Annotated in this window: 15 protein-coding genes; 10 read left to right on the top strand and 5 right to left on the bottom strand. The window is 74.5% G+C overall.

What is annotated here, in order from left to right:
- Positions 1 to 30: 30 nt before the first annotated feature.
- Together ACH4LD_RS00210 and ACH4LD_RS00205 are read right to left on the bottom strand one after the other, a co-directional pair.
- Positions 31 to 1,257 (bottom strand): serine/threonine-protein kinase, encoded by a 1,227-nt coding sequence (locus ACH4LD_RS00210; RefSeq protein ID WP_398053004.1) that lies wholly within the window; start codon positions 1,255 to 1,257, stop codon positions 31 to 33.
- Between the two features lie 111 nt (positions 1,258 to 1,368).
- Complete coding sequence (locus tag ACH4LD_RS00205; RefSeq protein WP_398053003.1) at positions 1,369 to 3,102, bottom strand: serine/threonine-protein kinase; 1,734 nt, start codon at positions 3,100 to 3,102, stop codon at positions 1,369 to 1,371.
- 396 nt (positions 3,103 to 3,498) lie between these two features.
- On the opposite strand from ACH4LD_RS00205, the gene ACH4LD_RS00200 reads away from it, so the two are divergent.
- The 7 genes from ACH4LD_RS00200 to ACH4LD_RS00170 all read left to right on the top strand — a co-directional run bounded on the left by ACH4LD_RS00200 (position 3,499) and on the right by ACH4LD_RS00170 (position 18,056).
- The gene (locus tag ACH4LD_RS00200; RefSeq protein WP_398053002.1) at positions 3,499 to 7,242 is read left to right on the top strand and encodes an FHA domain-containing protein; all 3,744 of its coding nucleotides are present in this window, start codon (positions 3,499 to 3,501) and stop codon (positions 7,240 to 7,242) included.
- A gap of 275 nt (positions 7,243 to 7,517) precedes the next feature.
- Positions 7,518 to 8,900, top strand: coding sequence for an ABC transporter substrate-binding protein (locus ACH4LD_RS00195; protein WP_398053001.1), 1,383 nt, complete (start codon positions 7,518 to 7,520; stop codon positions 8,898 to 8,900).
- 70 nt (positions 8,901 to 8,970) lie between these two features.
- Positions 8,971 to 10,251 (top strand): carbohydrate ABC transporter permease, encoded by a 1,281-nt coding sequence (locus ACH4LD_RS00190; protein WP_398053589.1) that lies wholly within the window; start codon positions 8,971 to 8,973, stop codon positions 10,249 to 10,251.
- Positions 10,248 to 11,156: a carbohydrate ABC transporter permease gene (locus ACH4LD_RS00185; RefSeq protein ID WP_132785977.1), complete on the top strand. Its 909-nt coding sequence runs from the start codon at positions 10,248 to 10,250 to the stop codon at positions 11,154 to 11,156. The genes ACH4LD_RS00190 and ACH4LD_RS00185 overlap by 4 nt, the downstream gene beginning before the upstream one ends.
- Positions 11,157 to 11,313: 157 nt before the next feature.
- Positions 11,314 to 13,521: a CDP-glycerol glycerophosphotransferase family protein gene (locus ACH4LD_RS00180; protein WP_398053000.1), complete on the top strand. Its 2,208-nt coding sequence runs from the start codon at positions 11,314 to 11,316 to the stop codon at positions 13,519 to 13,521.
- 125 nt (positions 13,522 to 13,646) lie between these two features.
- Complete coding sequence (locus ACH4LD_RS00175; RefSeq protein ID WP_398052999.1) at positions 13,647 to 15,848, top strand: CDP-glycerol glycerophosphotransferase family protein; 2,202 nt, start codon at positions 13,647 to 13,649, stop codon at positions 15,846 to 15,848.
- Positions 15,849 to 15,854: 6 nt separating this feature from the next.
- Positions 15,855 to 18,056: a CDP-glycerol glycerophosphotransferase family protein gene (locus ACH4LD_RS00170; RefSeq protein ID WP_398052998.1), complete on the top strand. Its 2,202-nt coding sequence runs from the start codon at positions 15,855 to 15,857 to the stop codon at positions 18,054 to 18,056.
- 57 nt (positions 18,057 to 18,113) lie between these two features.
- Here ACH4LD_RS00170 and ACH4LD_RS00165 read toward each other — a convergent pair whose 3' ends face one another.
- Positions 18,114 to 18,527, bottom strand: a complete 414-nt coding sequence (locus tag ACH4LD_RS00165) for an organic hydroperoxide resistance protein (protein ID WP_103810415.1) — start codon at positions 18,525 to 18,527, stop codon at positions 18,114 to 18,116.
- A 75-nt stretch (positions 18,528 to 18,602) separates the two neighbouring features.
- On the opposite strand from ACH4LD_RS00165, the gene ACH4LD_RS00160 reads away from it, so the two are divergent.
- A complete protein-coding gene (locus tag ACH4LD_RS00160) occupies positions 18,603 to 19,094 on the top strand; it encodes a MarR family winged helix-turn-helix transcriptional regulator (RefSeq protein WP_398052997.1) in 492 nt (163 codons plus the stop codon).
- Here ACH4LD_RS00160 and ACH4LD_RS00155 read toward each other — a convergent pair.
- Positions 19,042 to 20,526, bottom strand: a complete 1,485-nt coding sequence (locus ACH4LD_RS00155; RefSeq protein WP_398052996.1) for a glycosyltransferase family 39 protein — start codon at positions 20,524 to 20,526, stop codon at positions 19,042 to 19,044. The genes ACH4LD_RS00160 and ACH4LD_RS00155 overlap by 53 nt on opposite strands.
- Positions 20,527 to 20,751: 225 nt before the next feature.
- Between ACH4LD_RS00155 and ACH4LD_RS00150 the strand changes: the two genes are divergently transcribed.
- Complete coding sequence (locus tag ACH4LD_RS00150) at positions 20,752 to 22,023, top strand: glycosyltransferase 87 family protein (RefSeq protein WP_398052995.1); 1,272 nt, start codon at positions 20,752 to 20,754, stop codon at positions 22,021 to 22,023.
- Between the two features lie 44 nt (positions 22,024 to 22,067).
- A complete protein-coding gene (locus ACH4LD_RS00145; RefSeq protein WP_398053588.1) occupies positions 22,068 to 23,684 on the top strand; it encodes a glycosyltransferase family 2 protein in 1,617 nt (538 codons plus the stop codon).
- A 157-nt stretch (positions 23,685 to 23,841) separates the two neighbouring features.
- On the opposite strand, the gene ACH4LD_RS00140 is transcribed toward ACH4LD_RS00145, so the two are convergent.
- The gene (locus ACH4LD_RS00140) at positions 23,842 to 24,480 is read right to left on the bottom strand and encodes a TetR/AcrR family transcriptional regulator (RefSeq protein ID WP_132785970.1); all 639 of its coding nucleotides are present in this window, start codon (positions 24,478 to 24,480) and stop codon (positions 23,842 to 23,844) included.
- Positions 24,481 to 24,530: the final 50 nt, after the last annotated feature.

The following is a 24,530-nucleotide window of genomic DNA, read 5'->3' as shown; positions in this document are numbered from 1 at the left end:
GCCGAGTCGGCCGGGCGGGCAGGACTCGGGTCAGGGGGCCGACGTGCTGTGGGTGGCCGGGGCCGGCTCGTCGTCGTCCCCGCCGGAGGAGGCGAACCAGGCGCCGACGGCCACGACGGCGGCCACCACCACCCCGGCCACCCCCAGGGTCACCCGGCGGCGCCGCACCGCGGCCTTGTGGCGGGCCGAGCCCGGCCGGGGCGCACCAGTGGCCCGAGGAGCGCGGGCGGTCCCGTGCGCGCCCCCTGCCAGCTCGTCCGGTCCCGGCACCCGCATGGAGGTGTGGGTGTCGCGGTTGGAGTCCGGTTCGGCCCCGGGGACGAGGGACACCGCTCCTCGCCGCCGTACCGGCTCACCCTGCGGAGCGGACGGCACGGACTCCTCCGCGGCCTCCTCCGAGAGGTCGGGCTCGTCCACGTCCAGTGGCGGCATCCCGGCCAGCGTGGGCAGCTGCTCGCGCAGCCGCGCCGCGAGCTCCGAGGCGCGCAGCCGGGAGGCCGGGGCCTTGGCCAGGCACTGCACCAGCAGCTGCCACAGCTCCTCGGGGATGCCGGGCAGCGGTACGACGGTCTCGGTGACGTGCCGCCGCAGGACGGCGCCTGGGTGGCCGCCGCCGAAGGGGGTGAAGCCGGCCAGCAGCTCGTAGAGGACCGTGGCGAGCGCGTAGATGTCCACGGCCGCCCGGGGCGGCAGGCCCTCCACGATCTCCGGGGCCAGGTAGTCCGGCGTACCGATGATCTTGGTGGCGCGGGTCCGCCGCGGCGAGTCGATCAGCTTGGCGACGCCGAAGTCGGTGAGCAGGGCGGGGTGGGAGCCGCCCGGCCCGATGGGGCCCCGCATGTCGAGCAGCACGTTCTCGGGCTTGACGTCCCGGTGGACGACCCCGGCCGCGTGGGCCGCCGCGAGCGCGTCGGCGACGTCGGCGACGATCGCCACGGCCGCCTCGGGGGCGAGCCGCCGCTCCCGCTCCAGCCGGGTGCGCAGGTCGGTGCCGCGCACGAGGTCCATGACCAGGGCCAGGTCGTTGCCGTCGACCACCAGGTCGCGCACAGTGACGATGTGCGGGTGCTCCAGGCCCAGCAGCGCCGTGCGCTCCTGCACGAAGCGTCCGACGAGCTCCTGGTCGGAGGCGAGGTCCTCGCGCAGCAGCTTGATGGCGACGGGGCCGTCCGGTCCCTCGCCCAGCCACACCGTGCCGGCGCTCCCCCGCCCCAGGATCTGGTTCGCGGTGTACCGGCTGCCGATCTTCCGTGCCAAGACTGCTCCTACAGACGCGTGTTGTCGCCAAAACTACGCGTCCGACGAGCCAACCTTCACCGCGGAGACGGAAATCACCCGGCAGATGTCGACAAATCTCCGAACCAGCGATCAGTTTCCGCTGCCGGAACCGCCCAGATCCTTGATCCAGCCGCCGACCTTGCCGATCCAGTCGCTCATCTGGTCCCAGTAGCCCTTGCCGGTGCCGATCCAGTCCTGCAGCGGGGTCAGCTCCCAGATCAGCCAGCTGGCCACGATCAGGATGACGATCGTGAACAGGCAGCCCTTCAGACAGCCCAGCCCGGGGATCTTCATCCGGTTGGCGCTGCGCTGCCGCGGCTCCCGGGGCTCCCGCGCGGGCCGCTGCGGCGCGGGCGGGGCGGGAGGCGCGTACCGCTGGGGCTGGTGGGGCTGCTGCGGCGGGGCGTACTGCTGGGGCTGCTGCTGCGGCGGGCCGTACCCGGCGCCCTGCTGCCGGCCGCGCGGCTGCGGCTGCTGCGGGCGGCCCTGCGGGGCCGGGCGCGGCTGCTGCTGGGGCCGGGCCACCTGCCGCTGGGGGCGGCGGCGCAGCGGGTCCTCGTCCGGGTCCAGGTACTGGATCTGCGTCTGCTCGTTGCGGTCGCGGGCGGCCCGCAGCTGGGTCTGCCAGGGATGCGGCTGCTCGCCCTGCCCCTGCTGGCCCTGCTGGCCGTACTGCCCCTGCTGCTGGCCGTACTGCCCCTGCTGGCCCTGCGGGACGGGCGGCAGGACCGCCGTCGGGTCCGCCGCGCCCGTGTTCGGCAGTACGGCGGTGGGGTCGGCGGCACCGGCCGGGCCGCCGGTGTGCGGCAGCACGCTGGTGGCGGCGTTCGGGTCGTACGCCCCCTGCGGCGCGTTCGTCGGCAGCACCTGCGTGGGGTCGGCGGCACCGGGCACGCCCGGGACGGCGGCCGGGGCCGGGTCGGGGGCGAGCAGCGCGCCGACACCCTCGGCGGCGGCGATCTGCGCGGCGTTCGCGTGCACCCCGACGCCCTCGGCGACGACCCGCAGCCCGCGCGCGAGGTTCTCTGCGCTCGGCCGCTCGTCCGGGTTCTTGCGCAGGCAGCGCTCTATGACCGTCCACAGCGGCTCGGGGACGGTGGAGGGGCGGCGCGGCTCGGCGCTCAGGTGCTGGTGCAGGACCTCAAGCGCGGAACCGCCGGAGAACGGCGGACGCCCGGTGACCAGCTCGTACAGCAGGATGCCGGCGCCGTAGACGTCGACGGCGGAGGTCTGCGGGCGGCCCTCGGCGGACTCCGGTGCCACGTACGCGGGCGTGCCGACGAACTCGTGGGTACGGGTCAGGCCCGGGGAGTCGGCGAGGCGGGCGATGCCGAAGTCGGTCAGCATCGGGTGCATCTGACCGCCGTGCTGCATGAGCAGCACGTTGGCGGGCTTCAGGTCGCGGTGGACGACGCCGTCGGCGTGGCTCGCGGCGAGCGCGTCGGCGATCTGGGCGGTCAGCAGGGCCGCGGCGACCGGGGTGAGGGGGCCGTTCTCGCGCAGGTAGCGGTGCAGGTCGGGGCCGTCGACGAGGTCCATGACCAGCGCCAGCAGATCTCCCTCGACGACCAGGTCGCGGACCCGGACGATGTTCGGGTGGGTGAGCCGGAGCAGCACGGAACGCTCGCGCAGGAAGCGCATCACGATGTCCGGGTCGCTCGCCAGCTCCTCCTTCAGGACCTTGATCGCGACCGTCTCCCCGGGCTGCCCGGGCACGGCCGCCTCGGCGCCCGCGGTCTCGCGCTGGCGGGCACGCCAGACGGTGCCTGTGGCGCCGCGTCCGAGCGGTTCCTCAAGCAGGTATTTGCTGCCGACTGGCCGCACGTCTCGCGCTCCCTGCTGGTTGCTGTTGCTTCGCTTGCCTGCGTTCCGGTGTTCCGACCCACTGTAGGCCGTGCTCCACGGCAGCACGTACGCGTTCCGGAGCACGTTCGCGGGCTCGACGGGAAGACGCGCGGCCCGGTCCGCTGGTTGCCGGGGATGGACGTGACCGATCTCAACTGATCGCCGGTGACGTATTGGTCAGGCATTTTTGGGGGCAGAGCCGACCAATCAAGATCACTTCTGCCCGGGTCACGGGCGCGTTGTCGGTGGCAGGTGCGAGGATGCGTGCAGCAGCTCCCTGGGATGCCTTCAGTGGCTGCTGGCCGACGTGCTCGTGTGGGGGTGGGGGGAAGTCCGCGCCCGCGCAGATCCGCGCAGAAGGGACCGCTGACGCCGATGCAGATCCGGCTGACCGTCGTAGACCCGCTCGGCCCGTCCCCGCAGCGGGGCCGCGCCGCGAGCCGCGACGTGCTGGTCACGGCTCCCGCGGGCACGGAGCTGGCCGCGGTCGCGTCGGCGCTGGCCGGGGCGGTCACCGGAGAGGGCGGCACGGGCCGGGAGGCCGGCGGCGCGTCCGTGGTGCTGTACGCGGGCACCGAGCGGCTCGACCCGCGCCGCAGCACGCTCGGCGAGCCTCCGCTGGTCGACGGTGCCGTGCTGTCCCTGAGCGCCCCGGCGGCGCCCGAGCCGCATCCCGAGCTGGACGACGCGCCGACCCAGCTGCACGTGGTCGCCGGCCCCGACGCGGGCGGGGTCCATCTGCTGCACGGCGGCCGGATCACGGTCGGCCGCTCCGCCGACGCCGACGTCCCGCTGGACGACCCCGACGTCTCCCGTCTGCACTGCGTGGTCACCGTCGGCGCGGACGGCCGGGTCTCGGTCGCCGACCTCGGCTCCACCAACGGCACGTCCCTCGACGGCGTACGGGTGACGGAGCGCCCGGTACGGGTCCCTGCCGGGGGCTTGCTCCGGATCGGCGAGTCCGCCCTGCGGGTTACTCCGTCCGGGGGACCCGGAATGCGGGTGCGGGCGGTGGCCGACGGCGAGGGGTGCGTGCGGGTCGCCGTGGGCGGGGAGCGGGGGTCGTCGTCGGACGCGGCTCCACTGGGGGCCGGTTCCGCCGGCCCGGGTGCTGCCACGTCCGATGCGGGTGGCTCCGGGGACTGGAGATCTCCTGCGGCGGGTGCGGGGCGTGCCGGCGGGGCGGAAACGGCTTCCGGCGGGGGCATGGCGGGTCCCACCGAGAGGAGTGGTCCCGGCGGGGCGGCTTCCGGTGCCGGCGGTGGGTACGGCGGGGCAGGAGCCGCGGCCGGGGGTGCGGGGCACTCCCCCGACTCCGGGGCGCCTTACGTCAGTGGGCGGGCCGGTGGGTGGGGGTCCTCCGGCGGTGCTCAGCATGCCTACGACCCCCATGGCTCCGCCGGCTGGGACGCGGGGGCCCAGGAGCACCGGCGTGGGCCGTCGCCCGTGGTGCCGGGGCAGGCCGGCGCGCCGAGCGTGGAGGGCCTCGCCGGTGGCTCCGCCGGTGCGCCGGGCGCGGCGTCCGGTGCGGACACGCACGCGGGCCGCTTCGGTGTCGCCGGGACCGGTGACGAGGACGCGCGGGCGCGCGGGCGCAAGGGGACCCCGCTCAGGGGCACCGACCTCCCGCAGGGCGCCCGGCGGCGCGGGCTGGGCGCCTGGGCGCGTCGGCTGGCCGGCGGACGCGGGGAACAGCCGGCCGGTGCGGACGAGTACGACGGCACGACCGCGCCCGCCGGCGGCGCCCCGGCGGCCGATGTGCCACGGCAGCCGGAGACCTGGCCGGACCCCGCCGCACTGTTGCTCACCGCGCTGGGCCCCGGGCCCCGGCTGTGGGAGCGCGGGCCGGGACACCCCGAGGCGCTGACCGTACGGCTCGGCACGGCCGACCGGAACCCGCCGGACGGCTCGGGCCTGCTGCCGGCGGTGCCGGTGACGGCCGCGCTGCGGGAGGCGGGCGCGCTGGGCCTGGCCGGTCCGCGCCCCCGGCTGTCCGGGCTGGCCCGCGCGGTGCTGGCCCAGCTCGCCGCGCTGCACTCCCCCGACCTGCTGGAGATCGTGCTGATCAGCGCGGACCACTCACGGCCGGTGGCGGACCGTACGGCCGAGTGGGCCTGGCTCGGCTGGCTCCCGCACGTCCGGCCGGGCCACGGCCAGGACTGCCGGCTGCTGCTGGCCTACGACCGTGAACAGGCGGCGGCCCGCACGGAGGAACTGCTGCGACGGGTGGAGGACCACGCGGCGACGGGCCGCACGACGGCCCACCCCACGCCCGGGCGCGACGCGGCTCCCACGGCCGGGGCGACGGGCGCCCAGGGGCCGGCCGCGGCCTCCGGCGCCCCGACCGTCCCGGGCCCGGCCGGCACCGACGCCCACCACGGACCGGACGCCACCCACGGGACCTACGACGGAACCCAAGCGACATTTGGGACCTACGGGACCTACGGTGGCCCCGGACACGCGGTGCGCCCCGGCACGCCCGCCCCGGCCGCCACCCCCTCTCCCACCGAGTCCCCCGCCCGCCGCCCCTCCTGGGCCAAGGAAGCCCCCGGTGCCGGTGGCGGCTTCGGCGGACCGTTCACCGTTGTCGTCGTCGACGGGGACCCGGGCGGGGCCGCGCTGCGGGACGCGCTCGCGCGGCTGGCCGTGGCCGGACCCCGGGCCGGGGTCCACGTGGTGTGTCTCGCCGAGACCCCGGCCGCGTCGCCCGCCTCCCCGGTGACGGAGACGTACGAGGCCGCCTGCGCGGTGACGCCGACGTTCCGGCACTGCGGTGCCGTGGCGCTGCTCGGCGGAGACGTCGCCGCCACGCTGCGGCTGACGCGGGTCGCGCCGGGCGGTCCCGTCGGCCCCGGTTCGCCCGCCACCGTCGACGCCGTCTCCGCCGCCTGGGCCGAGCGGTTCGCGCGGGCACTCGCACCGCTGCGCCCGGACGGCCCCGCCGGCGAGCACCACGCGCGCGTGGCCGCGCCGCTGCCCCGGTCGGCCCGGCTGCTGGACGAGTTGGGGCTGGCCCGGGCCACCCCGGCGTCGCTGATGGCCCGCTGGGCCGACGCGGCCGACGACACCCGGTCGCTGGGCGGCCGGGCCCGCGCGGTGCTGGGTGCCGGGCCGCGCGGCCCGGTCACCGTCGACCTCGTGGCCGACGGGCCGCATCTGCTGATCGAGGGGCCGGCCGGGAGTGGCCGTACCGAGCTGCTGCGGACCGTGGTCGCCTCGCTGGCCGCCGCCGAGCGGCCGGACCGGCTGGCCATGGTCCTGCTCGACGGCCGGGACGGGGTCGGGACGGGCGCCGGCCGCGGTGAGGGCCTGCGCGTGTGCACGGACATACCGCATGTGACCACGCACCTCATCGCCAACGACCCCGTGCGCATGCGGGAGTTCGCGCAGTCGCTGGCCGCCGAGCTCAAGCGCCGGGCGGAGCTGCTGGGCCGGACCGACTTCGCCCAGTGGCACGCCGGACAGGAGGTCTCCGGCCGGTTGGTCGCGCAGCGCACGCCCCACCCCGGTGCCGCGCCCTCCTCCGGTGACATCGAGACGCCCCCCAGTTCCACCCTCCGGCTGCGGCCGGGCGCCGCCGCCCGGCAGCGGGCCGCGGCCGTCTCGCCGTTGCCCCGGCTGGTGGTGGTCGTGGACGACCTGGACGCACTGGTCTCCCCGGCGCTCGGCTCGCCGGGCCGGCCCGCCGCCGGGTCGGTGATACGGGCGCTGGAGGCGGTGGCCCGGGAGGGCGAGCGGCTCGGCGTCCAGCTGGTGGCGGCGGCCGGGACCGGCGGCCGTACGGCGGAGTCCGAGCCGGCGCGCCGGGCCGCGCTGCGGGTCACGCTGGACGCCCCGCAGCCGGGGCCGGACCAGCCGGCGCCGGGCCGGGGCACGCTGGTGTACGCGGACGGGCGGGCCACCGGTTTCCAGGGCGGCCGGGTGACGGGCCGTATCCCGCGGACCGCGACGCAGCGGCCCACGGTCGTCCCGCTGGACTGGGAGCGCATGGGTGACCCGCCGGCCCGCCGGCCCGTGCGGGAGCTGGGCAACGGCCCGACCGACCTGGCGCTGCTGGCGAGCGCGGTGGAGCGGGCGGCCCGTGAGGTCGCGGCGGCGGAGGTGCCCTCCCTTCTCTGACGGACCCCCGTCCCCCCTCCAGGTGAACCCGGTCCCTGCCCGGCGAACCCGATCCCTTCCCCGGTGAACCCGGCCCCTCCCCCGGCGAACCCGCCCGGCCCCCGCGCCGGCGGAAATCCGCGGGCATGCGGCCCTGGTCACGAGCCGGTCACGATGAGCCGGTGGACACCGCAGGCGCTCTTGCCCACCCGTCGCGGCCCGGCGTACACCGGACCGCACGGGACAGAGTTCTGACGTTCAACAACGTTCAACGGAGAACGACGAACGGGGAAGTGATGCACAGCAAGAGCAGCACGTTCCGGACACACAGGGCCGTCACCACACTCGCCGCACTGCTCACGGGAGCGCTCGCGCTCTCCGCCTGCTCCGGCAGTGACGACGACAAGAAGGACAACGGGGACAAGAGCAGCGGGGCATCCGCCGGCTCCACCGTCACGTTGCCGAAGCTGGACGGCGCCCATCTGGAGGTGGCCGCCGTCTGGACCGGCGGGGAGCAGGCCAACTTCAAGAAGGTCCTCGCCGAGTTCGAGAAGCGGACCGGTGCCAAGGTCACCTTCGTGCCCGCGCAGGACCCGATCATCAACTTCCTCGGTTCGAAGATCGCGGGCGGCCAGCCGCCGGACGTGGCGCTGCTGCCGCAGCCCGGCGCGATCAAGCAGGCCGTCGAGAAGGGCTGGGCCAAGCCGCTCGGCGCCGAGGCGCAGCAGGAGCTGGCGAAGAACTACTCACAGGGCTGGCAGGACATCGGCAAGGTCGGCGGCAAGCAGTACGGCGTGTACTACAAGGCCGCCAACAAGTCGCTGATCTGGTACAACGCCAAGGTCTTCGAGAACGCGGGCGCCCAGGAGCCGAAGACCTGGAAGGACCTGCTGACCGCCACGCGGGCCGTGTACGACTCGGGTGTCACGCCGTTCTCGGTGGCCGGCGCGGACGGCTGGCCGCTGACCGACTGGTTCGAGAACGTGTACCTGTCGCAGGCGGGGCCGGAGAAGTACGACCAGCTCGCCCAGCACAAGATCAAGTGGACCGATCCGTCGGTGAAGCAGGCGCTGACCACCCTCGCCGAGCTCTGGGGCAAGAAGGACTACCTGGCCGGTGGCCAGAAGGGCGCGCTCCAGACGGAGTTCCCGCAGTCGGTCACCCAGACCTTCACCGGCGGCGACCAGCCGAAGTCCGCGATGGTCTACGAGGGCGACTTCGTGCAGGTGAACATCGGGGAGACCAAGGCGAAGGTGGGCACGGACGCGAAGGTGTTCCCGTTCCCGGCGGTCGGGCAGTCGGCGCCGGTGGTCTCCGGCGGTGACGCGGCGGTGATCCTGAAGGACTCCGAGGCGGCACAGGCCCTCGCCACCTTCCTCGCCTCCCCGGACGCGGCCACGATCCAGGCGAAGCTCGGCGGGTACCTCTCGCCGAACAAGAACGTGCAGATCTCCGCGTACCCGAACCCGGTGCAGCAGAAGATCGCCAAGGCGCTGATCGCGTCCGGTGACGACTTCCGCTTCGACATGTCCGACCAGGCCCCGCAGGCCTTCGGCGGGACGCCCGGCAAGGGCGAGTGGAAGGACCTCCAGGACTTCCTGAAGAACCCCGCGGACGTCGCGGGCGCCCAGGCGAAGCTGGAGAAGGACGCGGCGGCGGCGTACGGGAACGGGGGCTGATCCGGTCATGGCGTCGGCAGCGGCGGCCGGGGCCCCACCGGGCCCCGCCGCGCCCCGCAGTCGCAAGAGCGTGACCGGCACCCGCAGGACCGTGGCGGCGCTGTTCCTGCTGCCCGCGCTGGTGCTGCTGGGCGCGCTCGTGGTCTACCCGATCGGGTACTCGCTCGTCCGCAGTTTCTACAACGCCTCCGGTGACGGCTTCGCCGGCTTCGACAACTACGAGACCCTCTTCACCGACGACGGCATCCGCACCGCGCTGAAGAACAACGTCCTGTGGGTGGTGTTCGCGCCGACGGTCTCCACCGCGCTCGGTCTGGTCTTCGCGGTGCTGACCGAACGGGTGCGCTGGGGAACGGCGTTCAAGCTGGTCGTCTTCATGCCGATGGCGATCTCGATGCTGGCCGCCGGGATCATCTTCCGGCTGGTGTACGACCAGGACCCGGACAAGGGCGTCGCGAACGCGGTGTGGGTCGGCGTGCACGACACGTTCGCGCAGTCGTCGGCGTTCCCGAAGGCGCACCCGGGCCGCGAGTCGCCGCTCGTGGCCGAGGGCGGGGGCTTCGTCACCAGGGCCGCGGTGCACGCCGGGCAGCCGGTCGTCCTGCCGCTCGTCGGTGTCGCCCCGGACCAGTTGCCGGACGACGCGAAGGAGGCCGCCGCCGCGCGGCCGGAACCGGGCAAGGTCACCGGCACCACCTGGCAGGACTTCACCCGCGGCAAGGGCGTCGGGAAGCTCGGCGCGCCCGATCCGTCCGAGGTGGGCTATGCCGGGATGCGGATCGAGGCGGTGAAGGACGGCAAGGTGGTCGCCTCGACGAAGGCGTCCGGCGACGGCACCTTCACCCTGCCCGCGGCGGCCGACGGGGCCCTGCTCCGGCTGCCGGCGAGCAACTTCAGGGAGCCGTACAACGGGGTCGACTGGCTCGGCCCGTCGCTGGTCACACCGGCGATCATCGGGTCGTACGTGTGGATGTGGGCGGGCTTCGCGATGGTGCTGATCGCGGCCGGGCTCGCGGGCGTGCCCCAGGAGCTGCTGGAGGCGGCACGGGTGGACGGCGCCAGCGAGTGGCAGGTGTTCCGCAAGGTCACCGTGCCCTTGCTGGCGCCGGTGCTGGCGGTCGTCGTCGTCACGCTGATGATCAACGTGCTGAAGGTGTTCGACCTGGTGTTCATCATCGCGCCGGGCTCCTCCCAGGACGACGCGAACGTGCTGGCGCTGGAGCTGTACCGCAAGGGCTTCGCGGAGGGCCAGCCGGGCGTCGCGAGCGCGATCTCGGTGTTCCTGCTGCTGCTGGTGATCCCGGTGATGCTGTTCAACATTCGTCGGCTCAGGCGGGAGGTGCGGCGATGACGGCGACCGCCGGAAGCATCGGGAAGGCCGACCCGGTGGGGACGGTGAAGGCCAGGCAGTCGGTCGCGTCCCGGATCACGGAGCGGCTGAGCGGCGGACTGGTCCGGGTGGTCCTGATCCTGGTGGGTCTGTTCTGGCTGGTGCCGACCATCGGCCTGCTCGTCTCCTCGCTGCGCACCCCGCAGGACATGAGCGCGAGCGGCTGGTGGACGGTGTTCACCGAGCCGTCCCAGCTCACCGTGGACAGCTACCAGAAGCTGCTGGAGAACTCCGACATCACGGGCTCCCTGGTGAACACGGTGCTGATCACGGTTCCGGCGACCGTCCTGGTCGTGGTGGTCGGGGCGCTGGCCGGGTACGCGTTCGCGTGGATGGAGTTCCCGGGCCGGGACTGGTGGTTCCTGGGCGTGGTGAGCCTGCTGGTGGTGCCCGTGCAGGTGGCGCTGATCCCGATCGCCGAACTCTTCGGCAAGATAGGGCTGTTCGGGACGATCCTCGGGGTGATCCTGTTCCACACCGGCTTCGGTCTGCCGTTCGCGGTGTTCCTGCTGCGGAACTTCTTCGCGGAGATCCCGCGCGAGCTGCTGGAGGCGGCCCGGCTGGACGGCGCCGGTGAACTCCGGCTGTTCGCACGGGTGGTGATGCCGCTCGGCGGGCCGGCCATCGCGAGCCTCGGCATCTTCCAGTTCCTGTGGGTGTGGAACGACATGCTGGTGGCCCTGGTGTTCACCAAGTCGGGCACCCAGCCGATCACGGTGGCGTTGCAGACGCAGGTACGGCAGTTCGGCAACAACATCGACGTGCTGGCGCCCGGTGCGTTCATCTCCATGGTGATCCCGCTGGCCGTGTTCTTCGCGTTCCAGCGGCAGTTCGTGTCCGGGGTGATGGCGGGCGCGGTCAAGTAGCGGCGGAGGAGGAGCGATTCAACACGGGCGGGCCGCCGGCGGCCCGCCCCTTCGCGTTCGCCGGATGTAGCCCGAATGCCGCAGCGGGCCGTAACCAAGTCACTCCATCGGCCGTTCCCGGGCAGAACGCCCGCGCCGACCGACCCATGGATGTCCCTTGCCCAGGTTCAGTGTCATTGTCCCCGCGTACAAGGTCCAGGCGTATCTCCCCGAGTGCCTGGACTCGGTGCTCTCGCAGTCGTATCCCGATCTGGAACTGATCGCCGTGGACGACTGCTCACCCGACGCCTGCGGCGCGGTCATCGACGAGTACGCGGCGCGGGACGCGCGGGTGAAGCCCGTCCACCTGGACGTGAACCAGGGCCTGGGCCGGGCCCGGAACGCGGGGCTCGCCGAGGCGACCGGCGACTACCTGGTCTTCCTGGACGGCGACGACACGCTCACCCCGGACGCGCTGCGGTCGGTGGCCGACCGGCTGAAGGAGACCGGCGACCCGGACGTCCTGGTCTTCGACTACGCGCGCACCTACTGGGACGGCAGCCAGGTGCGCAACCAGCTCGCCGCCGAGCTCAGCGAGCAGGGCCCGGCGCCGTTCCGGCTGGAGGACCGGCCGGGGCTGCTGCGGGTGCTGATGGTGGCCTGGAACAAGGCGTACCGGCGGGAGTTCGTCGCCCGGCACGGCTTCACGTTCCCGCCGGGCTACTACGAGGACACCCCCTGGACCTTCCCGGTGCTGCTGACGGCCGAGTCGCTGGCCACCCTGGACCGGGTGTGCGTGCACTACCGGCAGCGCCGGCGGGGCAGCATCCTCGGCACCACCAGCCGGGGCCACTTCGACCTGTTCGAGCAGTACGACCGGGTGTTCGCGTACGTCGAGGAGCGGCCCGAACTCGCCCGCTGGCGGCCTGAGTTGTTCCTGCGGATGGTCGACCACTTCGCCGTGGTGTTCACCCGGCGGGGCCGGCTGCCGCGCGGCAGCCACGGCGAGTTCCTGCGCCGGGCCCGCGCCCGCTACCGCCGGCACCGCGTGCCGGGGGCGCGCCCGCGACTGCGGCACGGCCTGATCCGCTTCGGGCTGCACCGCACGTTCCGCGCGCTCCGGCTGGCCGCGGCGGTCCGCCGGCGCGTGCTGAGGACGGCACTGAAGCTCGCCCGCGCCCTGCGCACCGGCGCGCTGCGGCTGCACTACGGCGTCCAGCTGCGGCTGCCGCTGCGGTCCGACCGCGCGGTGTTCGCCGCCCGGGAGGGGTACGGCGACCCGGCCGCGCTGGAGGAGGCGTTCCGGGCGCTCGCCCCGCGGCTGCGCACGGCGTGGGTCGCCCCGCCCGGGCGCGCGGTGCCGCCGGGCCCGCGCCGGCTGACGCCCGGCACGGCCGCCTACTGGACGGCGCTGGCCCGCTCCCGCTACCTGGTCAGCGACGTCCGCTTCGAGCGGCGGCTGCGCAAGCGGCCGGGGCAGGTCGTCGTGCGGGCCCTGGAGGGCACCCCGCTCGGGCACGCGGGCCTGGACCTGCTGGAGCGCCCGGCGGCGGCCCGTGACCTGGACTTCGCGGAGCTGCTGCGGGACGTCGACCAGTGGGACTACGTCCTGTCCGGCAACCGGCACGCCACCCTGACCTGGGAGCGGGTCCTGCCGGGCGGTTACACCACGCTGGAGTACGGGCTGCCCCGCAACGACGTCCTCCAGCGGGCGACCGCGGCGGACGTGGCCCGGCTGCGGGCGTCGCTGGGCGTCCCGGAGGGCGCGGTCGCCGTCCTGTACGCGCCCGCGCACCGCGACCACCGGCGCACCCAGCGCCCGCTGCTGGACCTGGAGCGGATCGTGCGCCGCCTCGGCCCGCGCTTCGTGGTCCTGGCCCGGACCCCCGTCCCCGTCCGGGGCACCCGGATCATCGACGTCTCCGGCCATCCGGACCTGGCGGAGCTGTGCCTCGCCTCGGACGCGCTGCTGACCGACTACGCGCCGGTCCTGTTCGACTACGCGGGTCTGGACCGGCCGATCGTGGTGCACACCGAGGACTGGGCGGCGTACGAGGCGTGCCGTGGCGCCTACTTCGACCTGCGGGAGTTCCCGCCGGGCGCGGTGGCCCGCGGCGAGGACGAGCTGATCGACATCTTCGCCTCCGGGCACTGGCGCGGCTCGCGCTCGGCGCAGTTGCGGGCGGCGTTCCGGGAGCGGTTCTGCCCGTGGGACGACGGGCACGCCGCCGAGCGGGTGGCGCGGCGGGTGGTGCTGGGCGAGACGGAGCCGGCGCCGGTGGTGCCGCTGGCGGACCGCACCCCGGCCCCGTCGTCCTGCGCGCGCTCCCCGCTGGCCACCGTGCCGCAACCTTCCGGCCCCGTCCCCGTCACCGAGAGCCGCTGAACGGCGTTGGTCATACCGGGAGTTCCCATGCCCCTCGGCTCGACGCGGCCCACCCCGAGCCGGCCGTCCACCTGGCGTCCGGCGGGACGGCCCGGCCGTGTCCGCAAGACGACAGAAAGAACAGAATGCCCCGTTTCAGCATCATCGTCCCGTCCCACGGGGTCACCGGCCGGCTGTCCCAGGCACTGGACTCGGTCCTCGGCCAGTCCTTCGGCGACCTGCAACTGATCCCGGTCTGCGACGCCCCCGACGCTCCGGCCGCCGAGGTCGCCGCCGGGTACGCCGAGCGGGACTCCCGGGTGACCCCCGTCCACTCGCCGCCGTCCGCCGGGCTGAGCGGGGCGCGCAACGCCGGGATCGGGGCGGCGACCGGCACGTATCTGCTGTTCCTGGACGGCGACGACCTGCTGCTGCCGGGCGCGCTCGCGGCGCTGGACGCCCGGCTGTCCGAGACGGCCGGCGTGGACGTGCTGTACGTCGAGCACGAGCGTGCCCCCTGGTGGGAGGGCGAGCCGACGAACCCGGCCGCGCCGCTGCTCGCAGGGGCCCCGAAGGGCGCCTTCGCCCCCGCCGACCGGCCCGCGCTGACCGGCGTCCAGCTGCCCGCGTGGAGCGCCGTCTACCGCCGCGCCTTCCTCACCGAGCGGGAACTGGCCTTCCCGGAGGGCCACTTCACCGACCTCGGCTGGGGCGGGCTGGTCACCGTCGCCGCCGAGCGGGTCGCGGTGCTGCGCCGGACCGTCGTACGGCACCGGCTGCGCCGCCAGGGCAGCCGGCTCAATCTGCCCGGCCCGCACCAGCACACCCTGCTGGACCAGGTGGAGCGGGTGCTGACGCGGGCGGCCGAGCGCGCCCTGCCGGCCGAGCGGACCGGGCCGCTGTTCGACCAGTTGTTCGCCGTGGTGCTGAAGACGGCGTCCCGCCCGGAGCGGCTGCTCTCCGGACACCGGGCGTTCTTCCGGCGCGCGGCCCGCCTCTACCGGCGCCACCGGCCGGCCGGCCACCGGGTGCCGGGCGGCAGCCTGGGCGTGCAGCACCGGCTGCTGGCGGCGGGCGCGTACACCGCGTTCCGCGCCCTGCGCGGCGCCAACCGGGCGGCCGGCGGCGCCGCCGCCCGGCTGCCCCGCCCGCACATGCTGCGCACCCGGCTGCGCTACGCCCGCGACCTGCGCCGCCCGCTCGACCCGAACCTCGCGGTGTACTGCGCCTACTGGGGCCGCGGCTACGCCTGCAACCCGGCCGCGATCCACGCCAAGGCCCGTGAACTCGCCCCGCACATCCGCTCGGTGTTCCTGGTCGAGGCCGGCCAGGAACACGCCGTGCCACAGGACGTGGAGTACGCGGTGATCGGCTCCCGCCGCTACTGGGAGGTGCTGGCCCGCGCCACGTACCTGATCAACAACGCCAACTTCGCCGAGGGCGTCGTCAAGCGGCCGGGCAGTGTGCACGTGCAGACCCAGCACGGCACCCCGCTGAAGACGATGGGCGTGGACCAGTCGACGTACCCGGTGGTGGCCGCGCAGTCCGGCAGCTTCACCAAGCTGCTGGGCCGGGTGGACCGCTGGGACTTCAACCTGTCGTCCAACCGCCACTCCACCCAGATGTGGGAGCGCGCCTTCCCCGGCTCCTACGAGCACCTGGAGTACGGCTATCCGCGCAACGACGTCTACTACACGGCGACCGCGCGGGACGTGGCCCGGATCCGGCGGGAGCTGGGCGTCCCGGAAGGCAGGACGGCCGTGCTGTACGCGCCGACCCACCGCGACCACCACACCGGCTTCGAGCCCGGCCTCGACCTGGAGGCGTTCTGCGCGGCGGCCGGCGAGGACGTCGTCGTGCTGCTGCGCGCCCACTACTTCTACGACCGGGGTGGTGTCCGGGGCTCCGGCCGGATCATCGACGTCACCGCCCACCGCTCCTCCGAGGACGTGTGCCTGGCCGCGGACGCGCTGGTCACCGACTACTCGTCCATCATGTTCGACTACGCCAACCTGGACCGGCCGATCGTCGTGTACGCCGACGACTGGGAGGTCTACCGGGAGACCCGGGGCGTGTACTTCGACCTGATGGCCGAGCCGCCCGGGCTGGTCGCCCGGACCCCCGAGGAGCTGGCCGCCGTCTTCCGCGACGGCTCGTACGCGGGCCCGGAGGCCAGGGCGCTGCGGTCCGCCTTCCGGGAGCGGTTCTGCCAGTTCGACGACGGGCTGGCCGCCGAGCGGGTCGTGCGTCGGGTGCTGCTCGGCGAGCCGCCGGAGGCGGTCCCGGCCGTCATCCCGCTCGCGGAGCGCATCCCCGCCCCCGCCGCCGCGACCCTCGTGAGGAGCTGATCCGCCGTGCCCCGCTTCAGTGTGATCGTGCCCTGTTTCAAGGTGCAGGGTTTCCTGCGCGAGTGCCTGGACTCGGTGCTCGGGCAGTCCTTCGGCGACTTCGAGCTGATCGCCGTGGACGACCGCTCCCCGGACGGCTGCGGCGCGATCCTGGACGAGTACGCCGAGCGCGACCCGCGCGTGAAGGTGCTGCACCTGCCGGAGAACGTGGGCCTGGGCCGGGCCCGCAACGCCGGCATGCCGCACGCCACCGGCGACTACCTCTTCTTCCTGGACAGCGACGACACCCTCACCCCGGGCGCGCTGCGGGCCGTCGCCGACCGGCTCACCGAGGCCGAGGACCCGGACGTGCTCGTCTTCGACTACGCGCGCACCTACTGGTGGGGCGGCACCCGGCGCAACGTCCTCGCGCACGTCCTGGCCCAGGCCCCCGGCACGTTCGCCGTCTCGGAGTACCCGCAGATCCTCGACCTGCTGATGGTGGTGTGGAACAAGGTCTACCGGCGCGCGTTCGTCACGGAGCACGGCTTCGCGTTCCCGCCGGGCTACTACGAGGACACCCCCTGGACGTTCCCGGTCATGCTCAGCGCCCGCCGGATCGCCGCCCTGGACCGGATCTGCCTGAACTACCGGCAGCGCCGGCAGGGCAACATCCTGTCCACCACCAGCCGCAAGCACTTCGACATCCACGACCAGTACGAGCGGGTCTTCGCCTTCGTGGCCGAGCGTCCGGAGCTGGCGGCCTGGCGGCCGTACCTGCACCGCAAGATGGGCGAGCACTGCCTGGACATCCTGGCCAAGCCGGACCGGCTGCCGCCCGCCGACAGGGCCGAGTTCTTCCGGCGTACGGCGGAGATGTTCCGTCGGCACCGGCCGGAGGGCGCCCCGGTGGACGGCGAGGTCGCCGTGCTGACCGGTTCCTGGGCCGGGTACCGGGTCAAGCGGCAGGCGGCGCGGGCCGGACGGGAGGCGGCCCGGCGGGCGGACCGGGCGCGGCGGGCCGCCGGCGCGCGGGCCCGCACCGGCTGGGCGGCCCTGCACACCCGCCGGCCGCTCGACGAGAACCTCGTGGTCTACTCGGCGTCCTCGCACCGGGGTCTGCTCGGCGACCCGGCGGCGATCCATCACACGGCGCGCGAGCTCGCCCCGCGGCTGCGCGGTGTGTGGGTGGTGGGGGACGCGGAGACGGCCGCGCGGCTGCCGGCCGACGTCGAGCACGTGATCGTCGGCTCCCGTCGCTATCTGGAGGTGACCGCGCGCGCGAAGTTCTTCGTCAACGACGTCAACTGGCCCGGCAGCCTGGCCAAGCGCCCCGGCAGCGTGCACATCCACACCCATCAGGGCACCCCGCTGAAGCACCTGGGCGCCGACCTGCTGGACAAGCCGGGCGCCCGGCTGGGCTTCGACGTGCCGCAGATGCTGCGCCGGGCCGACCGCTGGGACTACAGCCTGGTCGCCAACCGCCACTCCGAGCTGGTCTGGGAGCGGGCCTACCCCTGTCACTTCACCTCGGTGCGCACCGGCAGCCCGCGCAACGACGTGCTGGTGAACGGCGGTCACAGCGACTTCCGGGAGCGGCACGGCATCCCGGCGGACCACACGGTCGTGCTGTACGCGCCGACCCGGCGGGACCACCGCCGCAGCGGGTACGTGGAGCGGATCGACCTGGCCCGGTTCGCGGCCGACCTGGGCGAGGGGCACACGCTCGTGGTCCGGCTGCACCCGTCGCTGGCGAACGGTCCCGCGCGCGGCATGGGCCTCACCGAGCTGGCCCGGCGCCGGGTCGTGGTCGACGCGACCGACGAACCACGGCTGTCCGACGTGCTGCTGGCGGCGGACGCGCTGGTCACCGACTACTCGTCCGTGATGTTCGACTACGCCAACCTGGACCGGCCGATCGTGGTGCACGCCGACGACTGGGCGGCGTTCACGGCGAGCCGGGGCACGTACCTCGACATCACCGCCGAGCCGCCCGGCCATGTCACGCACTCGTACCGGGAGCTGGCCCGGCTGTTCGCCTCGGGCGGGTGGCGGGACGAGGAGTCGGCGCGGCTGCGCGCGGACTTCCGGGCCCGGTTCTGCGCGTACGAGGACGGGCGGGCCGCCGAACGGGTCGTACGGACCCTGCTGCTGGGCGAGCCGATGCCCGCTCCGGTGCCCCGGATCCCGGGTCAGGCGGCTTCCCCGGACGCGCTGACGTCGGCCTAGCGGGGACACCGAGGGGGCCGGTCCGACCGGGCCGGCCCCCTCGGGCGTGCGCGGTGCTTACTCGATGACCAGGTCGACGTCGATGTTGCCGCGGGTGGCGTTGGAGTACGGGCAGACCTGGTGGGCGCTCTCGACCAGCTTGCGGCCGGTCTCCTGGTCCACGGTGTCGGGCAGCTCGACGCGCAGGGTCACCTTCAGCCCGAAGCCCTCGCCCTGCTTGCCGATGCCGACCTCGGCGGTCACGGCCGCGTCGCTGACGTCGACCTTCGCCTGGCGGCCGACGAGCCCGAGGGCGCTGCCGAAGCAGGCGGCGTAACCGGCGGCGAAGAGCTGCTCCGGGTTGGTGCCCTCGCCGTTGCCGCCCAGCTCCACCGGCGGGGCCAGCTTGAGGTCGATCCTGCCGTCGGAGGAGACGGCGCGGCCCTCGCGGCCGTGGGTGGCGGTGGCGACAGCGGTGTAGAGCGCGTCCATGAAGACCATCCCTCTCGGGGTTCGCGGTTCGTTGCGAGCACAAGTAGAGCACACAACTGAGTTGCGTACAACTAAATGGACTGCAAGAGCTACCATGGAGGCATGACCGACACGGAGTGGCTGCGACTGGACCGCCAGATCTGCTTCTCGCTGCACGCGGCGTCACGCGCCTTCAACAGCGTCTACCGGGTGATCCTCAAGGACCTGGGGCTGACCTACCCGCAGTACCTGGTGATGCTGGTCCTGTGGGAACAGGGCGACCTGCCGGTCAAGAGGCTCGGCGAACAGCTGCGGCTCGACTCCGGCACGCTGTCCCCGCTCGTCAAGCGGCTGGAGGGGGCCGGCCTGGTGCGGCGCGAGCGCAGCGCCGAGGACGAGCGCTCGGTGCGGGTCCACCTCACCGAGGAGGGCACGGCACTGCGCGAGCGGGCCCTGGAGGTGCCCCGCCGGATCATGTCGGCGACCGGCCTCGACCTGGCGGAGGTCGTCGACCTGCACGCCCGACTGGAGCGGCTCACGACGGCCCTGGACGCGGCGGCGGAGGCTGAGGCGCGAGCAGCGGGCTGACCGGGCGGACGTACAGCCGTACGGTCATCCCGCCCCGCACCGCCTCGTCCTGGGCGAGGAACTCCCGCCCCAGCACGTCGGTCTTCGCCCGCTCGGCGGGATCGCCCGGGGCCCAGCGGCCGGCGAGCAGCTTCCGGTCCCCGACGACCCACACCCGGTCCACCCGCGCCAGCCTGCGCCGCACCTCCGCCGGACCGGCCTCCCGCCCGTACAGCGTCCCGGACCCGGCGGCCCCCGCCACCAGCGCCACGTCCCGGGTCCCGCGGAACGCCCCCGGGTACGTGAGCGCCACGTTCCGCGCCGACGCCGGCACGAACAGCACGGGATCGCCGGGCTCCACCCTGCGCGCGACAGCGCGGGAGACGGCACCGAGATCATCCGGCCGGCTCCCGGGGTCGCGGTCCTCCCGGAGGAGGGGGAACTGGTGCAGGAGGGAGAGGGCGACGGCGACGACGCCGGTGAGCGGGACGGAGGGGGACCGCGGGGGCGGACGCCGCCGGACCGCCCCCGCCACCCGCTCGGCCCCCGACGCCACCAGCAACGGCGCCCCCGACAGCGCGTACAGCACGTACCGGTCGACGTACAACGGCGAGTACTGGGAGGCCAGCATCAGCACCGCCGGCGGCACCACCACCACCGGCAACGCGACTCCCGCACACGTCAGTTCACCGCGCGGCCCCACCAACCCGACCAGCCCCACCACGGCCAGGGCGAGACACACCCAGAACACTTCGTCCGTCGGCCCCAGGAACCTGCGCAGCAACCTTTCCGCCGTATCCGCCGTGGGCGTGCGCAACCAGGCCACCTGCGCCGACTGCCCCCGCGAGACCACCACCATCGGCACCAGCGCGACCACGACCGCCGCCGCCGCGCTCCCCCAGCCCCGCCACACCCGCGCCCCGACCCGCGCCAGCGCCAGCGACACCGCGTGGGCGGGGAACAGCAGCACCGCGAACTCGTGCAGCCAGCAGGTGAGTCCGAGGACCGCGCCGTACGGCCACCATGACCCGCCCCGCACGGCCCGGACGAACAGCAGGGTCGCCGCGGTGGCGCCGGCCGCGACCAGTGCGTAGGAGCGGCCTTCCTGCGCGTAGTGGCCGGCCATCGGCGCGACGGCGTACAGCAGCCCGGCCCACAGACCGACCCGCGGCCGGGCCAGCCGGGCGCCGAGGGCCGCCACCAGGCCCGCCGTGACGGTCGCCGCGCACACCGACGGCAGCCGGAGGGCGACCTCCCCGGGGTGGACGGCGAGGACGGGCCGCAGCAGCAGGTAGTACAGGCCGTGCACCGCGTCCACGTCGTGCAGCAGGAGCCAGATCCGCGGCACCGTCCGGCGTCCGACCTGGAAGCTGACGGCCTCGTCGCGCCACATGCCGCCCCGGTCCAGGCCCCAGAGCCCGAGCGCGAGCATCACCACGGCGGGCACGCCCACGACGACGGCCCGGTGGAGGCGGGTGCGCCCCAGTGCCCCGGGCGGGGGGTGGCTCGTTGCACCGGTCGGTACGTCCGTGGTCGTTCCAGCCGCCCGACGCGACTGCGGTTTCGCAGGAAGCCCGACGTTCACCATGGCCCGATCTCTTGCGATTAGCCAATATTTGCGGTCCTTGACGGCGTATCAGCATGAATACACCATCCCTACCGCTTAGGCTCCCATGTGATGAACCGTCTCCGTGTCACCCCCGGCCCGGTCCTCACCCTCGCCGTCCTGTGGCTCACCACCCGCGCCCTGATGCTCTGGCTGCTCGTCCACAGCGGCGCCCGGCTGCTGGGCGGCGGTTCGGTGACCCGTGAGGTGTGGCGGCTGTACTTCCACTGGTACGGCGTCCTCGCGCACGGTTCCTTCCCGGTGCACGACACGCTGTGGCAGTACCCGCCGGGCGCGGGCGCGGTGCTGCTGGCACCGGGCCTGCTGCCGGGCCTGACGTACTTCGAGGCGTTCGTGGCGCTCACGCTGGCCCTGGACGCGCTGACCGCGGCGGCGCTGCTCCGCGCGGGCGCCCGGCCCGGACGCAGCCTGCTCGGTGCGGCCCTGTGGACGGGCGGTCTGCCGCTGCTGCTGCACATGCCGCTCGCCCGGTACGACGTCCAGGTCACCGCCCTGGCCGTGCTGTCCCTGCTGGCCTCGGCGCGCTCCCCGCGCGCGGGCGGTGTGCTCGGGGCGCTGGGCGCGCTGGTGAAGGTGTGGCCGGCGCTGGTGCTGCTGGGCACGCCCCGGGGCCGGCCGACGCGCACGGCGTGGGCGTGGGGGGCGTGGGCCGGGGTGGCGTCCCTGGCCGTGCTCGCGGCCCTCTTCACGCATCCGCTGTCCTTCCTGCGGGAGCAGGGCGGCCGGGGCGTGCAGATCGAGTCGCTCGGCGGTACGGCGCTCAATCTGGCCCGGCGCTTCGGCTGGCCGGGCCGGGTCCGCTACCAGTACGGCGCGATGGAGATGACCGGCCCCCACGTGCACGCCGTCGCCACCGCCTCGCTGACGCTGACGGCGGTCTCCTTCGGGCTGCTGCTGCTGTGGCGGGTGCGGGCGCGGCGCTGGAACGAGGCGACGCCGTACGACGCGGCGCTGAGCGCGGTGCTGCTGTTCACCGTGACCAGCCGGGTCATCAGCCCGCAGTACATGATCTGGCTGATCGGGCTGGCCGCCGTGTGCCTGACCTCGCGGCACACCGGCCAGCGGCCGGTGACGGTGCTGATCCTCCTGGCGTCCGCGCTCAGCACGGTGGCGTACCCGATGTACTACCGCGAGGTGATCGACGGCAGTTGGGCCGGGTGCCTGCTGATGCTGTCCCGGAACGGGCTGCTGACGGCCGCCGCCGTGCTGTCCTTCGTACGGCTGTGGCGGTCCACGCGGCCGCCGGCCGGAAAGCCGGTGCCGAGGACGCAACCCCGGCCCGGTTCCGACCGTCTTCCGGAGCGAGCACTGAGCGCCTCTTGACGGCGTTTTACTGAAAGTTCCTACGCTCCCGGCCCGTGGACCCCATGCATCGAGAACCGCCAGACCCGCACCCGGCACGGGCGGCTCAGGTCGCCGTGGTCGTCATCGGCTACAACGACCGCGCCCATGTGCGCGAGGCCGTCCGCTCGGCGCTGGCGCAGGGGCCCGCGGTCGCCGAGGTGATCGCCGTGGACGACTGCTCCACGGACGGCAGCGACACACTGCTCGCCGCGCTGGCCGCCGGTGAGCCGCGGCTGCGGGTGGTGCGCCGGAGCGTGAACAGCGGCGGCTGCGGCAGTCCGCGCAACACCGGGATCGACGCGGCGACCGCGCCGTACGTGATGTTCCTGGACAGCGACGACGTGCTGCCGTCCGGCGCGGTGGACGCGCTGCTGGCCGCGGCCACGGAGGCGCGCGCCCAGGTCGCGAGCGGTCTGTGTGTGCGCCGGGAGCTGCCGTCGGGGCGCGAACAGCCGTGGCAGGCGCCCCTCTACACGGCGCACACCGTCCTCGCGCGCCCCTCGCAGCACCCCCGGCTGGTCCACGACACGCTGTGCGTCAACAAGCTGTACCGCACCGACTTCCTGCGCGACCGAGGCATCCGCTTCCCCGAGGGCCGCTTCCTCTACGAGGACTTCGTCTTCACCGCGCGCGTGCTGGCCGCGTCTCCGCGCATCGCGCTGGTCCCGGACCGGGTCTACGTCTGGCAGGTGCGCCGGTCGGCCGGGCGGCTGTCGCTCTCCCTGGACCGGGGCGGCATCGACAACTGGACGGCGCGTCTCCAGGCGTGCGCGCTGGCGTACGACGTCCTGCGGGACGCCGGGCAGAAGGAGCTGGCGCGGGCTGCCCGCGCCAAGTTCCTCGACCACGACGTGCGCATGTACGCGCGCGAGCTGGGGTTGCGCGACGCGCACTACCAGCGTGCCTGGTGGGCGCAGACCCGGGCGTACCTCGCGCGCCACGGGGCGGCCGCCCGGGAGCCGGACCCCGCCGCCACCGGCCCGCTGCTCGCCCGGGTCGTCCTGGCCTCCCCAGAGCCACGCGACCTGCCCCGCCTGCGCGAGCTCGCCGCCCGCCCGGCCCGCCTGCTCCCGCCGTACGCCCGCACCCCCGAGGGCGAACCGGTCTGGTCCGCCGACCTCCCCGAGGTCTCCCTGGCCCCCCTGCTGACCCGGCCCGTCGCCGCGCTGCCGCTCGCGGTCGACGCGGAACTGCGCCCCCGCGCGCGGGCCTCGCTGCTGCGTCTGCGGCTGCACGAGCTGTACGGGAAGGTGGCCGAGGCCGGCCCGCCCGAGGTGGACGTGGCATGGCACGCGCGCGAGGACGAGCGCGGGCGCGGGCGCACGACGGTGGCACTCACGCCCTCCGGCCCGGACAGCTGGTCCGCCGAGGTACCCGTCGACCTGGCGGGGCTCGGCTCGGGCACCTGGGACCTGCGGCTGACCCTCCGCTTCCCGGACGGCACCCGGCGCGAGGTCACGGCGCACGCCCTCACGGGCGCCGGCCGGCTGCGCCGGCGCGCCGTGCCGAGCGCCCTGCACGGCGTGCTCCTGGCCCAGCCGTACGCCACGCACTCCGGCGCACTGGCCCTGCGGGTGGCCACCGGGCTCCACGGCCTGCTGACCGTGGCCCGCGGCCGGCTCCGCCGGCTGCTTCACTGAGACACGGCGGGTACGACTGCCACGACGGGCACGACGGGTACCGCGGCATCCGGAGGCGGCGCGGTCGCGGGCGACCCGGCGCCGGGGCCCGGGCCGTACGCCGGCCGCGGGCCCCCCGTTGCTGCTCGCGCGGTTGCCCTCACCCCTTCGGGGCGCCTCACAGCGCCTTGAGCGCACCCGCCGTGGCCCGCGCCAGCTTCTCCAGGTACCCCTTCGGTAGCTTCGGGGAGCGGATGACCACCGAGCGCCAGTACAGCGGCCCGGAGATCAGGTCCAGGGCCAGGTCGGGATCGACGCCCGCACGGACCTCGCCCCGCTCCTCGGCCGCCGCCACGATCCCGCTGGCCACCCCTTGCTGCCCGTCGCGCAGCGCCTTCTGGAAGGCGTCCGCGATCTCGGGACTGCGGGCCGCCTCGGCCTGGAGGTCGGGGATGATCTGGGACGCGACCGGATGGCGCAGGGCACGGGACGTGAGCTCGTACAGGAGCCGCAGGTCACCTTCCAGGGAGCCGGTGTCGGGCACCGGGAACCCGGTCACCGCCATCGCCGAGACGACGTCCAGGACCAGGTGGAGCTTCGAACGCCACCGCCGGTACACCGCCGTCTTGCCGACCCCGGCCCGCCGGGCGATCCCCTCGATGGACATGCGCGCGTAACCGACGGCCGCCAGTTCCTCGAAGACGGCCGCGCGGATCGCCTCGGTCACGTCCTCCCGGAGCACGGCCGCCCCGGCGGGCGCCCGGCGGCGCGCACGCGCCGGCGGCTCGTCGGCGGACTCGGCGGCGTTCGTCGTCATACCCACAGCATAGGGCGTTACGACGAAACGGTTGCGTTCCGACGTCTGTT

The sequence above is a fragment of the Streptomyces sp. NPDC017676 genome, assembly GCF_044329325.1.
In the GTDB taxonomy this organism is placed as follows: domain Bacteria; phylum Actinomycetota; class Actinomycetes; order Streptomycetales; family Streptomycetaceae; genus Streptomyces.
This window is presented reverse-complemented; position numbering and strand designations above follow the sequence as displayed.